Here is a 12,876-nt window from a genome sequence, read left to right as displayed (position 1 = left end):
CGATCATATCCAGGAACAGCGCGTCGATCAGTTGCACGTTCATCTTTCGTTTGGGTAGCAGCGCTACAGCAAGTCCATCGGCGAAGCCCGGCTGATGGTGGGCAACGCGATCCGCGTCATGTGCAGGTCGCCGAAGTCCCGCGCGGGTTGCCACTTCGCTGCCGCCATCGGGCTCCGGTCCATGCTGGAGGACTTCGTACCGACGATACCGGACTGGGCCAACGATCAGCACAAGCTGGCCGGTCGCAAGCTGGGTCGCGGTCTCGATCATTTTCGGAAGGAAGGCGCGAAGCTGATCCCGGAACCCACAGAGCCGGACCCGTACATCGAGGAAGCCTATCGGCTGCGGGCGATCAAGCAGCGGAGCAAGTGAGCCAACACCCCATCTTGCCACCGTTTTCAAGATGCAAGCGAACTGGAGGGTGGTTTTTCACTCGGTCGGCGGCGGCTGCCAATATCCTCCGTAAGCATGGTTCGAAGCCAGCTGCCTAATGTCTGGAGCAGCACGTAGTCCTTGTAATCGTCGGGCTTTAGTTTCTCGTCGCGAACTCCGAATTTCCAATTCTCGATAGTCCCGTTGTCAGGCTTCACAATGTTGAAACGGTCACGGTAGTCTTGGACGATTTTCGGGCTTATTTTCTTGGCGTCATCGGTGGACTGAGGGACAAGCAGTTCCTTCACGTCTGATGCGCGCGTGAGGGCACGCGCCAGCAGAAAGTAGGCATCGCGAGCCTCAGCGCTCAAGAGCAGGCCCGAAACAAAGTACCAACCCGAGATTGCGCGACCGATTTCCTCGCAGGTGCGCGGGTCGAGTGGTTGCATGGGGAAGTAGATAGCCAAGGGTAAAGTATGTTCGACAAGCTCTGGGTAGCATTCTAGTCTCTTTTCGTGAGTGGCCGCCGCCATTTCGGCGAGAGCATTCCGGTGAGCTACCCACATAGCTGCTCTTGCGGCAATCCAACCACCCAAAATGCCGACGAAAAGACTTGTTATCGTCGTGAGTAATGGCGGCCCCCATTTGCTCGACCAACGAAGCTCATCGTCGATCTTCTTAGCCTCACGCTCAAGCTTTTTAGCCTCAAGCTCAAGCTTGCTAACTTCGAACTTTGCCTTCCGCTGCGGCAGGTCGCCGTCGAGTTCCTGCTTGAGCTTGTTAAGCTCAAGGCGAAGTCTCTCAACTTCAAGTCTGGCTTTGCGGTGCTGCAAGCTGCGCAGCTGCAAGCTGGCCCCTTTGGACTGTTGCGGAGTGTCCGAGTTCGGTTGGGCGGCAGCCGTGCCCCACGAAAACAGCACAAGGCCAGCAACGATCAAGACAGCGCATGGGCTGCAAAGAATGGAAGATCGGGTGGGCATCTGCTCCGCCAAGCGGGCAAGACAACATGCTATCCCCTCAAGCTAGCACACATAGCTGTGCGAGTTTGTGGGATAATTCACGTTGCGCCGGAGCACCACATGATCTGACGCCACCGCGAAACTTGGTCCACCTCGCGCATCGCCTTTGTGTGCGAACCGGTACGAAATTTAGGTGAGTTTGGAAACTTGCAAATATCCTCGCAGGTCACGGTCGCGCGGTCCCCGCAGGAACTCACGCCTCAGGAGGACCCTGAATGATCGGCCGTCGCGGAGAGCCATCCTTTCTCAGAAGGGATGTTTGGAGGGTTCGTAAACCGCTTGGTGTCGGTTCGTTTGAACACTGAGGTCAAGTATCGCCGCCGATGACTATGCTGCCCCGCGCTTGGTCAATTCGGTCCAAGGCACGCTACAGATTGTCCCTGAGCTGATCCCGCAAGAGTTCATCAGGTCTCGAACAACAGTTGTGACTAGATCATCGTAATCGTCGCCAGAGGCGAGAGAGTAACGTGGCAGGGTCAACGGCATCTCGGCCTTCATAGTGTAGCCGCCGCCAAATCCGTCATCGTTCCAGAAAACCCCAACCGGCGGCGTGCTCCAAATTTGGATTTCTAAACCGTACTCTACGGCATCCCACGCAAGTCGATGCCGGAGGCGTTCGACTTGCGCGACTACCCCAGCGACCAGACTGATCAGCCATCCGATGTAAACGCGAGAACCGCTGCCGGCGATTGGCTTGCGCCTTGGATGAATGAGCGAAAATTCAACTAGTCCATCGGTCCGGATCAATCGAGCCGGTCCTTCCGATCTGCTGTCTACATCACAAACGAGGGATCGAAGTCGAACATTGGGCTGCTGATTAAAGTTTCGGGCCGGATAACTACAAGAGTAGTTGTTGCCGTCAATGGCCGCAGAAAAGCCGCTTCCAGTCCACCATAATTCGGGCCGCCGGGTGAGGTCCGGAATATCTTGAGGCGTCGTAGGAATGGCCGTTACCCGGACAAGCAGGGGCATTATCGCGTCGGCAGATGTTACGGTGTTGTCGTTCAACAGAGTTTTGTAAAGCCGAGCAGCAACATCGTTACGCTCCACGAAGATCGCTTCAATTCGATCGCCCGTTCGTGCTAAATCGAGAGTTCGAGCTGTGATTTCTCTAACGCTCATTCTGGCCGACCTTTCTCCGCGACGGACGTAGAACTCGCGCGTCGTTGTCAGGCGGTGAGGACCAGCCAACGACTTGCCGACCCTCATCAACACATATCCAGAACCGTCCTCCGAGACCAACAAAGCCCGTACACTGACCGGCGGTAGTCTCGGCTCGATTACATCCTCCATTGCATCAAGAAAGCGCTTGGCTAGGTCTTCACATCTGGGAAGCGGCTCAAGACGCTCGGCGCGCCGAGGCTCCTCCTTGGTTTCGTGTAATCCCAACACCAGCGTGCCGCCATCCGCGTTAGCGAACGCAACTATCTCGGCCAGTATCTGATCGCGGGCGTAGTCGCCGATGCGATCACCTTTCTCAATCCAACGATCTGCCGTTGCGGGCTGTCCCTTGATCGGCACAAACGGTAATGCGCCTTTGAACTCCAGTTCACCCGTTTCCCGAGCGGCGACACGTACAAGATCGTCTAAATCCGAAACGGTCACGGCCTCTAAAGGTTTGCGAAGAATGGACAACCGTTTGCTCCCACAGAGGACAGATTATCGCTCCTCCCCCGAAACTCAGTCGCGATCAGGGTAGACCCGTTCGCGCATGAGCCGAGAAGTTGTTTGCCGGTATCCACAGGCCCGGCTCCGACAGGCGCCGCGTCAAGGCCGTCGGGAGGCGGCTAAAGCGCGCCGCGCGTGCAAGGCCCAGGACAGCGGGCAAGCGGCGCCGGCACACAGGCGGCCACGCCCGGCAGGCCGCTGGGTCATCGGGCCACGCCCGCCGGCCGATCAGCATCATCAGGTCCAGCTCGTCGCCCAACGCTGCTTGTGAAACTAGGGCCTAATAGGGCCCAGCGCTTTTAGACGGCGCACCGGCGCGGTTCGACGGTCCTTATAAGCCCTTATTTGGTCGACGTTTTTTAGTTCTCCCCAACCCGCACGAAATCGCTGGACGCCAGGACCACACGGTTTTGCCGTACGCACACAGCGCCGCTCGTCCGCACGAAGCCTCAGGGCTCACGGAGAGCAATCCGCCCTGCTCTTAGCCTCTCGCGCCCGACGCTGCCGCGTCCACCGCAACCCGGCCCGCGTTTCGAACGACTCGCGAACCGCCCCTCTTCCTCGGGCCGGGCTGTTTCGATGTATGCCGCAATTCCGAATTTCGATAAAGCGGAATATTTTTGTGGGGAGGGATTGACGGGTGGCGGGGTGTTTTGCCCGACGGGTCACGTTTGTAGCCCGGATGGAGCGAAGCGCAATCCCGGGAACGGCGTGCGAACGGATGCGATCGTCCCGGATTGCGCTTCGCTCCGTCGGGCTACGTCAGATCAGACCCTGTCCGCCACTTGTCCATCGATTCAAAAATGGCGGTTCTGGGCCAGCTTGGATGAGCCTCCTTCCTGCCAGACCACGTCAAATGAACTTCGGCCACTCTTCCATCTTCCAGTGAGACGAGGATGTCGTCACGGTCATCGCGCCTGGCGAACACCTTGATCTCCCAACCAACAAGCGGGTGCCCATCACCAACCTCTTTCCTCAATTCATCTTCGAGAAGGAGTCGCTCGCGTTCATCGATGATTTGGCGCCAGGGCTCAACGTATGTGTCGTCCATCGGACTTCCCCTTGCGATGCTTCGCAAGCACTTGATCATTTTTGAAGACAGCTTGGGCAGAAACCGATCTACGAACTGCCGAACTCGAAAGCAGACAAATTCTGAGGTCGCGGCAACAGAGCTGGCGCATCGCCCACCAAGCCATAGACTTCGATGCCGCTCAGCAAGCCACCGCTCGAATAGATGAACACTCCGCTCTGGAGATCGCCATCGCTCAGCAGGAATTCACCGAGAATCTGAGCACCGGGCGGCGCTTCAGCATGTCCCTTGATTTGGAAGTTGATGCTGGCACATCCACATCGACATCTCCAAGGCGTGACCTCAGCCAGCTTGAGCTGATCCAGATATTGCCTGGCTTCTTCCGTGCCATGCTCCAGCATCCAGCGCGCAAGATCGCGCTCGGCATCTGTGAGAGGACGATTGTGCTCTGTGCTCAAATGACGTCGTCCAAATGCACAGGGATCGTAGCCCGGACGGAGCGCAGCGAAATCCGGGGAATGCAGGCAGATCGATACAGCTATCCCGGATTGCGCTTCGCTCCACCCGAGCTACGGGACCTTCGGATAGATGCACTGAGATCAGGGAAGACTTCGGAGAATGGCTGGGCCTTGGCGATATCAGCTTTTTTCAGCCTCGGATTTTCGCTGACCTCGCGCAGATCTTTCCGGGTGTAGCCCGATCTCTTTCTGGCGTTCGACATAGCCGCTTCTCATAATTAGCGACCGCAGGGTGGGTAAAGCGAAGCGAACCACATCCTATGGGCTACGAGCTTTCATCAGGGGTTTTGATCGCTACCTGCCAAGAACTGGCGCTCGGGAGAATTCTGACTTCTCCATTTCGACGAACCAGTATGGGACCATTCCCGGCGAGAGTTGAACTAGGGTTGCCCGTTTCAACAAACTCCTTCGAATCATAGAAGAAGAGCCATCCCTCCTCTACTTCTTTGCTAAACTCATCAAGCACAACAAACTCATCGCAAACCTTTGCGGCAATGGCCGCCACGGTATTTCTTGCTAGCAACTTGGCTTCACCGTAATCGATCATGTTTCAGTCCGTTCTCAGGGACCGTAGGGTGGGTTAGGGTTAGCGTCAGCGTAACCCACCTCTTTTATTTCCGCATCGAGAGAAGTGGTGGGTTACGCTTCGCTAACCCACCCTACGTAGCTGTGCCTACGCTACCGCCGCGTCCGGAATCCGCGCGGATTCCATCGGCTGCTTGCCTCGGATCAGGTCCGAGGCACGATCCGCGATCATCATCGTGGAAGCATTCAAATTCGCCGAGATCATGCGCGGCATCACGGAGGCGTCGATGACGCGGAGGCCCTCCAACCCATGGACGCGGAGCTGGTCGTCGACCACCGCCCACGTGCTGTCCGCCGGGCCCATGCGGCAGGTGCAGCCGGGGTGGAAAGTGGTGGTGCCGCGTTCGGTGGCGGCGGCGAGGAATTCGTCGTCGGTGTTGATGTTGGGGCCGGGGAAATCCTCGTAGGCGTAATAGGGCGACAGCGGCGCACTCTTCAAAAGCCTGCGCGCGAGCTTCATGCCGCCGACGATGACGCGGCGGTCGAGCTCGGCGTCGAGATAGTTGGTCTGGATGATCGGCGGCGCGAACGGATCGTTGGAGCGGATGCGGACATAGCCGCGGCTCTCGGGGCGCTGCTGCCAGGAGGCGACTGTCATGCCGGGCTCGTCCTCGAGCTGGCCCTGCACGCCCTCCTTGTAGCTCGCCGGCGTGAAGGTGAGCTGGAGGTCGGAACTGTCGGCGCTCTCGCCGGAGTGCCAGAAGCAATACACCATGGTCGGCGACAGCGAGAGCAGGCCGCGGCGCGCGGTCGCCCATTTCAGAGCCTCGATCCACAGCGAGAAGCCGCGGCGGAGCTCGTTGATGGTCTTGATGTCCTTCACGCGCGCTACGGTGCGCGGGGCGTAATGATCCTGCAGACCTTCGCCGACCGGCAGCGCGTGGCGCACCGCGATGCCGTGCGCGCCGAGCAGATCGGGTGAGCCGATTCCGGAGAGCTGGAGCAGCTGCGGCGAATTATAGGTGCCGCCGGAGAGGATCACTTCCTTGTTGGCACGCACTTCCACCGGCGTGCCGTCGCGGCCGCCCTTGGTGTAGCGCACGCCGACGGCGCGCTTACCTTCAAAAATGATCTCGGTCGCGTGCGCGTGGGTGTGCACATGCACGTTCGGGCGCTTCATCGCGGGCTTGAGGAACGCGGTCGAGCCGGAGACGCGCAGGCCCTTGTCGATGGTGCGCTGGCAGTAGGAGACGCCTTCCTGCTTAGCGCCATTGTAATCGGGGTTGCGGGGAATGCCGAGCGAGACCGCGCCTTCCATGAAGGCTTCGCAGAGCGGATCGCGCCACTCCATGGTCGTGACGGTGAGATTGCCGTCGCGGCCGCGATAGGTGTCCTCGCCCTCGCCGACCCGCTTTTCCAGCCGCTTGAAGTAAGGCAGCACGTCGGCATAACCCCAGCCGCGATTGCCCATCTGCGCCCAGGTATCGAAATCCATCCGCTGGCCGCGATTGTAGATGTGGCCGTTGATCGAGGACGAGCCGCCGAGCGTCTTGCCGCGCGGCGCATAGATGCTGCGCCCGCCGGTGTAGGGCCCCGGCTCCTGCTGGTAGGCCCAGTTGATGCTCTTCATGTGGAAGGTCTTGATGAAGCCCGCCGGCAGATGGATGTAGGGATGCCAGTCGCTCGGGCCCGCCTCGAGCACGCAGACGCTCACGTTCGGATCTTCGCTGAGCCGGCTGGTCAGTACGCAGCCGGCGGAGCCCGCGCCGACGATCACATAATCGAATCTGTCCATGGTGCCTCGGCCGCTCAGCGCGGCTTGTCGTTGAGTTGATAGTTCAAATGCGTCCGCACCGTTGGCCATTCAGCGGCGGTGATGCTGTAAACCACGGTGTCCCGCAGCGTGCCGTTGGGCGTGACCTGGTGGCTGCGCAGAATGCCGTCCTGCTTGGCGCCCAAGCGCTCGATGGCGCGGCGGCTCTGGTGGTTGAAGAAATGCGTGCGGAATTCGACCGCGATGCAGTTCAGCGTCTCGAAGGCGTGGGTCAGCAGCAGAATCTTGCACTGCGTGTTGAGCGGCCCGCGCTGCGCGCTCTTCGCATACCAGGTCGAGCCGATCTCGACGCGGCGGTTGGCGGCATCGATGTTCATATAGGTGGTCTGGCCGACGATCTTGCCACCGGCATCGAACACGGTGAACGGCAGCATCGAGCCTGCGGCCTGGAGGCCCAAGCGGCGGTCGATCTCCTTGGCCACGTTCTCCGGCGTCGGGATCGCGGTGTACCAGATCGTGTAGAGCTCGCCGTCCTTCACGGCCTCCACCAGCCCCTCGCGATGCTCTTTCGACAGCGGCTCGAGACGGGCGTGCTGCCCACGCAGGGTGACGGGATCAGGCCAGGGCATCGATAGTCTCTCCTTACGTCGTTGTGAAGCGAGGCACCGGTGCTGCCAGATCCTCATCCTGAGGAGCGCGGAAGGCGCGTCTCGAAGGATGAAGGCCCGGCTGGTGGCCTCGCCCTTCGAGACGCGCGCAAGATGCGCGCTCCTCAGGGGTGAGGGTCTGCTGGTTACTTTGCCTCGCCTGCAATGACGGTCACTAGCACCGTTTACTTGTTTAGGAAATTGAGCGGCAAACCGCCACGCGGCCAGTCCATGGCGATCAGCTCGCCCTTGCCCGACAGCGTGATGTAGGCGGTCTTCAGCCCCTCGCCGCCGAAGGCGATGTTGGTGGTGACGCGGTCGCCGGTCGGGACCTGCTCCACCAGCGTACCATCAGGCGCGATCACCGAGATGCAGCCGGAGACGAGGGTGGCGACGCAGACATTGCCGTTCGCCTCCACAGCGAGCGAGTCGAACATCTGGTAGCCGCCGAGGCCGCAGATCGGCTTGCCGCGCTCGCCGCGGTAGATCACCTCGCGCGGCTTGAGCGTGCCGGGCGCGGAGAGCTCATAGGCCCAGAGCCGCCCCGTCGGCGTCTCCGCGATGTAGACGGTGTTCTCGTCCGGCGAGAGGCCGATGCCGTTGGCCGGCAGCACGCCATGCACGACCTCGACGATCTCGGTCATGCCGGGCTTGAGATAATACATGCCGCCGACATCCATCTCGCGGGCGCGGCGCTTGCCGAGATCGGAGAACCAGAGGCCGCCGTGCTTGTCGAAGACGAGGTCGTTCGGCCCGCGCAGATCGTGCTCGCCGCATTTGGTCACGACGGTCTCGACCTTGCCCGATTGCAGATCGACGCGCTGGATCGAGCCGCCGAGATAGCCGTCCGGCTGCGGGCCGGGCATGATCATCTTGCCGGTCGGAATCCAGGAGAAGCCGCCATTGTTGCAGATGTAGATCTTGCCGTCGGGGCCGAGGGCTGCGCCGTTCGGGCCGCCCGGCACCTTGGCGACGACCTCCTTGCGGCCGTCGGGATGGATTCGGGTCAGGCGCTGGCCGCGAATTTCCACCAGCACCACCGAGCCGTCCGGCATCACCACCGGCCCTTCGGGAAATTCGAGGTCGGTGGCGAGAACGCGAACGTTGGACATGGGGACCCTCCCGGCTGCTTGTTATGGCTTGCACGGGATGTCCGGCACGGGCCCCACACGCAAGATTTGCCTGCGGTTATGACAAAGTCGCCGGGGCTTGCCAAGCAAGCGGGATGGTATGCCAGCGTTGCAACGTAAAGCGCGATGACATATCGCGTCTTAGGTCTCGTTTGAGCATGATCTCTTCGGAAAACCGCTGCGCACTTTGCGCGAACGCGGCCCTTCGGGTCCGGATCGTGCTTACTCCCGCACTGGTATCCAAATCTCGAAGCCGCCATTGCCGGTCGCGGGATCGAATTTCTCGTCATAGCGCTCGAAGTTCGGCGCATCCGCAGCCTTCAGGCCGGACGCCGGCAGCCACTGATTCCAGATCGTGTTGACGGTGCGGCGGATCGAGGCGACGTGCTCGGTGTGGGTGAACACCGCGTAGCGCTGCTCGGGAATGCGGATGCGACCGAAGCGGCGCGGCAGGTCGGAGAAATCGGCGACCTCGACGCCGGCGATGTAGTCGAAATTGCCGGAATCATCGCCGTTGCAGCAGACGCCATAGGCGACTTGAGATTTTCCTTGGCCGACGCGCGCGGGAATGTCGGCGACTTCCTGATGGAAGCGGTGCCACAGTCCTGGAATGGCGGCGCCGTTGTCGCAGGAGATGCGCTCGGCGGGGCCGGCGACGAGGAAGGCCTTCGCGGCTTCGAAACGCGGCGGGACCAGATGGTCGAGCATGGTGGAGTCCATGAGGATCGGCTCCTGAAGCTTGAGTTTGTCGAGGCACGTTGCCGCCCGCACCGCTTCGGGTGTGGTGCCAAACTGGTCGCGGAACGCGCGGGTGAACGCTTCGTGCGAGCCGTAATCCGCCTCCAGCGCCAGCGACAGGATGTCCGGCGCGCCGTTCGCAAGACTGCGCGCCGCTTCCGTCAACCGCCGCGCGCGCACGTAGCGCATCGCCGGAATTCCGGTGGCTGCGGCAAACGCCCGCACAATGTGGAACCGCGACACGCCAGATATCGCCGCAATCTCGTCGAGCGTCATCGGCTCGGCCAGATGGCTCTCGATATACCAGAGCGCGCGCTGGGCTGGGTTCATGCGTCAAGTGCCCTCGTTCGAAGCCTGGCGATGATGCGCTGACGGCCACCGCCTCGCTTGATCGGCATTGCTGTCCTGGCATGAGAATAGTTCCGGAATAGCCACTGGCAACGCCCCGGCATTCGCAGCTACACTCGTTGCAACCGCTCACCAGAAAGAGGAACCGCGTCATGGAAATCACCGATGTGCGGGCGCATCACATCCGCATCCCCTATGACGCCGGTGTCGCGAGCTTTCGCCAGGGCGCGTCCGCAATCTCCGCGCTCGACATGGTGCTGGTCGAGGTCACGACCGATGCCGGACTGACCGGCTGGGGCGATGCCTTTGCCTATGTCTCCCCGCGCACCACGCGAAGCGCCGTCGAGGAGATGATCGCGCCGCAGGCCCGCGGGTTGAAGGTTCCCGATGCCGCCGGCATTCCGGCGGTGATGGAACAGATCCAGCGCAACCTGCATCTGTTCGGCCGCTACGGCATCACCATGTTCGCGATATCAGGGCTCGACATCGCGCTGTGGGACCTGGCTGCGAAGATCGATGGCGCGCCGCTGCATCGCCTGCTCGGAGCAAGCAAGCGCTCGAACATCCCCGCCTATGCAAGCCTGCTGCGGATCGGCTCGCCTGAGAACATCACCGGCGAATGCAAGAAGGCGCTCGCGCTCGGCTATGGCGCCATCAAGCTGCACGAGACCACGACGCCGGCGGTGTTTGCCGCGCGCGAGGCCATCGGGCCCGGCATCCCGCTGATGGTCGACATGAACTGCCCGCTCACAGGCGAGCAGGCGATCGCATTCGCGAAGGCGTGCGAGGACGCGCAGCCGATGTTTCTGGAAGAGCCGGTCTGGCCGCCGGAGGATTTTGCCGCGCTCGCCGACGTCCGCCGCAAGGGCGGGCTCGGCGTCGCCGCCGGCGAGAACGCCTGCACGGAGTATCAATTCCGCCAGATGATGAATGCAGGCGCGGTGAGCCACGCCCAGCCGTCGGTGACCAAGGTCGGCGGCATCACGGAATTTCTGAAGGTCGTCGCACTCGCCGATCAGCTCGGCGTCAAGATCGTTCCGCACTCCCCGTATTTCGGTCCGGGCCTGCTGGCGACATTGCACCTGCTGGCGACGCGCGACGACGGGCTGGTCGAGATGTTCTATCTGAAACGCGAAGCGTGTCTCTGGGGCGGCCGCGCCGATGTCGATGCCACCGGCCAGGTCGCGGTGCCCTCGGGACCCGGGCTCGGCTATGAGCCCGATCGCGGCGTGATGGAGCGCTATCGCGTGGCGTGACGGCGATGCCTATTTCGCCGCGTCCTTCGGTGGCGGCGCGTCCTGCTTCTTCTTCAGATCGTCCGCGATCTTCACCTGTGCAGCCTGGAGATCGCCCAGCGTCTTCTGCAGGCCGGCCACAAGCGTCTTCAGCGCGTCGATCTGGCGGTTGGCGGCATCGAGCTTCTGCTGATGATCGAGCGTCAGCTTGGTGATCGTCTTCTGCAGGAAGTCGACGTTGCTCTGCAGGCAGCTCGTGCGCCGCTCCATGGTCTTCTCGACGGTACAGATCTCGATGCCGGGCACGTCTTGCGCGCGGACCGGCGCAATCGCCAGCGGGGCGAGCAACAACATCGCGAAACAAACGCCGGCACTTCGAAGCGACATGCAGGTTCCTCGTCCGAATCAATCACGGCAATGTGCGCTTTTTGCTCGCCGACGCCGGAGGCTACCACACTCGTACCGCATTCTCGCGTTGAGCTTGGCTTGTTCCCTTGGACGGGGATCAGTGAACCGTGCGCGGAAGAAAGTGGGCGCTCTTTCCGCGACTTTGATTAGGGGAGATTTTTGGAATGGCAACGCGCGATAGACGTCTGGCGGAATTCGATGGCGCCGGCGAACCGCCACCTGGCCTGCCGGTGGAGGTGCTGTGCGAGGACCATAGCGGAACGTATCAACTGCCGTTCGCCTGCCGCTATGTCGAGGGCCGCTGGCAGAACGACGCGGCCGGCGTCCCGGTGGAGGCCACTGTCATCGGCTGGCGCGTGCCGCGCGCCAAGCACTCGGGCTTCGCCTGACGAGCGGCGTCTGTCTCAAAATGCAACGGGGCCGCGCTCTGCCTTAACGAACGGAACGCGGCCCGAACGAATCACGTCCGAATCAGCCGAAAGGCCGTGTACGCGGCTGTTCACGGCTAGATGTCGCAATAAGCCCGCACGCGTATACAATATCTGCGCAGCAGGTGGGCCGGCCCGAGCCCGCCACGGGTGCTAAAAGTTAACGGCTTCAAAGACATGGCTGCCGGGTGCGGCAGCCCGGGCCTCGCTCCCAAAACAGGCAGGCGGGCGCCAGGCCTGCCTAATATTCGACCTCGAGCTCCTCGATCTCGGCCGGCTCATCCTTGGCCGCCGCGATCCATTCCATCATCTCGGGCATGGCCATGATGGTATCGGCATAGGCCTTCAGCAGCGGCTCGAGCTTGACGTCATAGGTCACGAAGCGCGTCACCACGGGGGCGTACATCGCATCCGCCATGGTGCGCCTCGCGCCGAACAGGAAGGGTCCGCCTGATTTCTCCAGGCAGTCGCGCCAGATGGAACAGACGCGATCGATATCGGCCTGCGCGCGCGACCAGATCTTGAAGCCGGGGAAGTGCCCCTTCAGATTGACCGGCAGCGACGCGCGCAACGTTGTGAAGCCGGAATGGATTTCGCCGCAGATCGAGCGGCAATGCGCCCGCTGGACGCGGTCATCAGGCAACAGACCGGCTTCCGGCATCGCCTCGTTGAGATATTCGGCGATCGCCAGCGTATCCCAGACCACGGCGCCCTCGTGGCGCAGGCACGGCACCAGGATCGACGACGACAGCAGCAGGATTTCAGCGCGCGCCGACGCATCGTCCGGCGCGGTGACGATCTCCTCGAAATCGAGCCCGGAAAATTTCGTCAGCAGCCAGCCGCGCAGCGACCAGGACGAATAGTTCTTGCTGCTGATCGTCAGTGTCGCCTTCGCCATATGGCCCATTCCCTACGCCTGTGACTTGCACGCCGCCCGGCCCGCGGGAGTGCTCATGACCTGTGCTTCCCGCAAAAGGAGGAGCAAGCGATGTGCCAGTTTTGAGGGCGGTAGGGCTCCCGTTTGGCTTCGATATT

General features: G+C 61.6%; 14 protein-coding genes. 3 read left to right on the top strand and 11 right to left on the bottom strand.

The features are described from left to right. Nucleotides 1–94 precede the first annotated feature (94 nt). Nucleotides 95–373: a hypothetical protein gene (locus tag ABIB95_RS12375; protein ID WP_354239613.1), complete on the top strand. Its 279-nt coding sequence runs from the start codon at nucleotides 95–97 to the stop codon at nucleotides 371–373. A 26-nt stretch (nucleotides 374–399) separates the two neighbouring features. Here the strand turns inward: ABIB95_RS12375 and ABIB95_RS12370 are convergent, their stop codons facing one another. The 9 genes from ABIB95_RS12370 to ABIB95_RS12330 all read right to left on the bottom strand — a co-directional run bounded on the left by ABIB95_RS12370 (nucleotide 400) and on the right by ABIB95_RS12330 (nucleotide 9,752). Beyond that, entirely contained in the window at nucleotides 400–1,353 is a 954-nt protein-coding gene (locus ABIB95_RS12370) for a coiled-coil domain-containing protein (RefSeq protein WP_354239611.1), read from the bottom strand. A 366-nt stretch (nucleotides 1,354–1,719) separates the two neighbouring features. After that, the gene (locus tag ABIB95_RS12365) at nucleotides 1,720–3,027 is read right to left on the bottom strand and encodes an AlbA family DNA-binding domain-containing protein (protein ID WP_354239609.1); all 1,308 of its coding nucleotides are present in this window, start codon (nucleotides 3,025–3,027) and stop codon (nucleotides 1,720–1,722) included. A gap of 790 nt (nucleotides 3,028–3,817) precedes the next feature. Continuing rightward, nucleotides 3,818–4,111 carry a hypothetical protein gene (locus ABIB95_RS12360; protein ID WP_354239607.1) on the bottom strand — a complete coding sequence of 98 codons (294 nt, stop codon included), beginning with the start codon at nucleotides 4,109–4,111 and terminating at the stop codon, nucleotides 3,818–3,820. Between the two features lie 68 nt (nucleotides 4,112–4,179). Then, nucleotides 4,180–4,548 carry a hypothetical protein gene (locus tag ABIB95_RS12355; protein WP_231143235.1) on the bottom strand — a complete coding sequence of 123 codons (369 nt, stop codon included), beginning with the start codon at nucleotides 4,546–4,548 and terminating at the stop codon, nucleotides 4,180–4,182. 325 nt (nucleotides 4,549–4,873) lie between these two features. Beyond that, nucleotides 4,874–5,155, bottom strand: coding sequence for a YrhB domain-containing protein (locus tag ABIB95_RS12350; protein ID WP_354239605.1), 282 nt, complete (start codon nucleotides 5,153–5,155; stop codon nucleotides 4,874–4,876). Nucleotides 5,156–5,281: 126 nt separating this feature from the next. Beyond that, entirely contained in the window at nucleotides 5,282–6,928 is a 1,647-nt protein-coding gene (locus ABIB95_RS12345; protein ID WP_354239603.1) for a GMC family oxidoreductase, read from the bottom strand. Between the two features lie 14 nt (nucleotides 6,929–6,942). After that, nucleotides 6,943–7,536, bottom strand: coding sequence for a GNAT family N-acetyltransferase (locus tag ABIB95_RS12340; RefSeq protein ID WP_028147003.1), 594 nt, complete (start codon nucleotides 7,534–7,536; stop codon nucleotides 6,943–6,945). Nucleotides 7,537–7,739: 203 nt separating this feature from the next. Beyond that, nucleotides 7,740–8,666, bottom strand: a complete 927-nt coding sequence (locus ABIB95_RS12335) for an SMP-30/gluconolactonase/LRE family protein (RefSeq protein WP_166102241.1) — start codon at nucleotides 8,664–8,666, stop codon at nucleotides 7,740–7,742. Nucleotides 8,667–8,906: 240 nt separating this feature from the next. Then, complete coding sequence (locus tag ABIB95_RS12330; RefSeq protein ID WP_354239601.1) at nucleotides 8,907–9,752, bottom strand: AraC family transcriptional regulator; 846 nt, start codon at nucleotides 9,750–9,752, stop codon at nucleotides 8,907–8,909. A gap of 170 nt (nucleotides 9,753–9,922) precedes the next feature. Here ABIB95_RS12330 and ABIB95_RS12325 point away from each other — a divergent pair, with 170 nt between their 5' ends. Beyond that, the gene (locus ABIB95_RS12325; protein ID WP_354239599.1) at nucleotides 9,923–11,026 is read left to right on the top strand and encodes a mandelate racemase/muconate lactonizing enzyme family protein; all 1,104 of its coding nucleotides are present in this window, start codon (nucleotides 9,923–9,925) and stop codon (nucleotides 11,024–11,026) included. 9 nt (nucleotides 11,027–11,035) lie between these two features. Here ABIB95_RS12325 and ABIB95_RS12320 read toward each other — a convergent pair whose 3' ends face one another. Next, nucleotides 11,036–11,392, bottom strand: coding sequence for a hypothetical protein (locus tag ABIB95_RS12320; protein ID WP_354176393.1), 357 nt, complete (start codon nucleotides 11,390–11,392; stop codon nucleotides 11,036–11,038). A gap of 185 nt (nucleotides 11,393–11,577) precedes the next feature. On the opposite strand from ABIB95_RS12320, the gene ABIB95_RS12315 reads away from it, so the two are divergent. After that, nucleotides 11,578–11,802, top strand: coding sequence for a hypothetical protein (locus ABIB95_RS12315; protein ID WP_041953164.1), 225 nt, complete (start codon nucleotides 11,578–11,580; stop codon nucleotides 11,800–11,802). Between the two features lie 280 nt (nucleotides 11,803–12,082). Here ABIB95_RS12315 and ABIB95_RS12310 read toward each other — a convergent pair whose 3' ends face one another. Next, the gene (locus ABIB95_RS12310) at nucleotides 12,083–12,739 is read right to left on the bottom strand and encodes a glutathione S-transferase family protein (protein WP_208088377.1); all 657 of its coding nucleotides are present in this window, start codon (nucleotides 12,737–12,739) and stop codon (nucleotides 12,083–12,085) included. Between the last annotated feature and the right edge of the window lie 137 nt (nucleotides 12,740–12,876).

It is taken from the genome of Bradyrhizobium sp. LA2.1 (assembly GCF_040547725.1).
GTDB classification, from domain to species: domain Bacteria; phylum Pseudomonadota; class Alphaproteobacteria; order Rhizobiales; family Xanthobacteraceae; genus Bradyrhizobium; species Bradyrhizobium barranii.
The sequence above is the reverse complement of the archived record's forward strand: the minus strand, read 5'-3'. Positions and strand labels throughout refer to the sequence as shown.

What these genes read in the sequence shown, in the direction of transcription:
- ABIB95_RS12375 (WP_354239613.1), top strand. Translation starts at nt 95, where the DNA reads ATGGTGGGCAACGCGATCCGCGTCATGTGCAGGTCGCCGAAGTCCCGC.
- ABIB95_RS12370 (WP_354239611.1), bottom strand. Translation starts at nt 1,353, where the DNA reads ATGCCCACCCGATCTTCCATTCTTTGCAGCCCATGCGCTGTCTTGATC.
- ABIB95_RS12360 (WP_354239607.1), bottom strand. Translation starts at nt 4,111, where the DNA reads ATGGACGACACATACGTTGAGCCCTGGCGCCAAATCATCGATGAACGC.
- ABIB95_RS12350 (WP_354239605.1), bottom strand. Translation starts at nt 5,155, where the DNA reads ATGATCGATTACGGTGAAGCCAAGTTGCTAGCAAGAAATACCGTGGCG.
- ABIB95_RS12345 (WP_354239603.1), bottom strand. Translation starts at nt 6,928, where the DNA reads ATGGACAGATTCGATTATGTGATCGTCGGCGCGGGCTCCGCCGGCTGC.
- ABIB95_RS12340 (WP_028147003.1), bottom strand. Translation starts at nt 7,536, where the DNA reads ATGCCCTGGCCTGATCCCGTCACCCTGCGTGGGCAGCACGCCCGTCTC.
- ABIB95_RS12335 (WP_166102241.1), bottom strand. Translation starts at nt 8,666, where the DNA reads ATGTCCAACGTTCGCGTTCTCGCCACCGACCTCGAATTTCCCGAAGGG.
- ABIB95_RS12330 (WP_354239601.1), bottom strand. Translation starts at nt 9,752, where the DNA reads ATGAACCCAGCCCAGCGCGCGCTCTGGTATATCGAGAGCCATCTGGCC.
- ABIB95_RS12325 (WP_354239599.1), top strand. Translation starts at nt 9,923, where the DNA reads ATGGAAATCACCGATGTGCGGGCGCATCACATCCGCATCCCCTATGAC.
- ABIB95_RS12320 (WP_354176393.1), bottom strand. Translation starts at nt 11,392, where the DNA reads ATGTCGCTTCGAAGTGCCGGCGTTTGTTTCGCGATGTTGTTGCTCGCC.
- ABIB95_RS12315 (WP_041953164.1), top strand. Translation starts at nt 11,578, where the DNA reads ATGGCAACGCGCGATAGACGTCTGGCGGAATTCGATGGCGCCGGCGAA.
- ABIB95_RS12310 (WP_208088377.1), bottom strand. Translation starts at nt 12,739, where the DNA reads ATGGCGAAGGCGACACTGACGATCAGCAGCAAGAACTATTCGTCCTGG.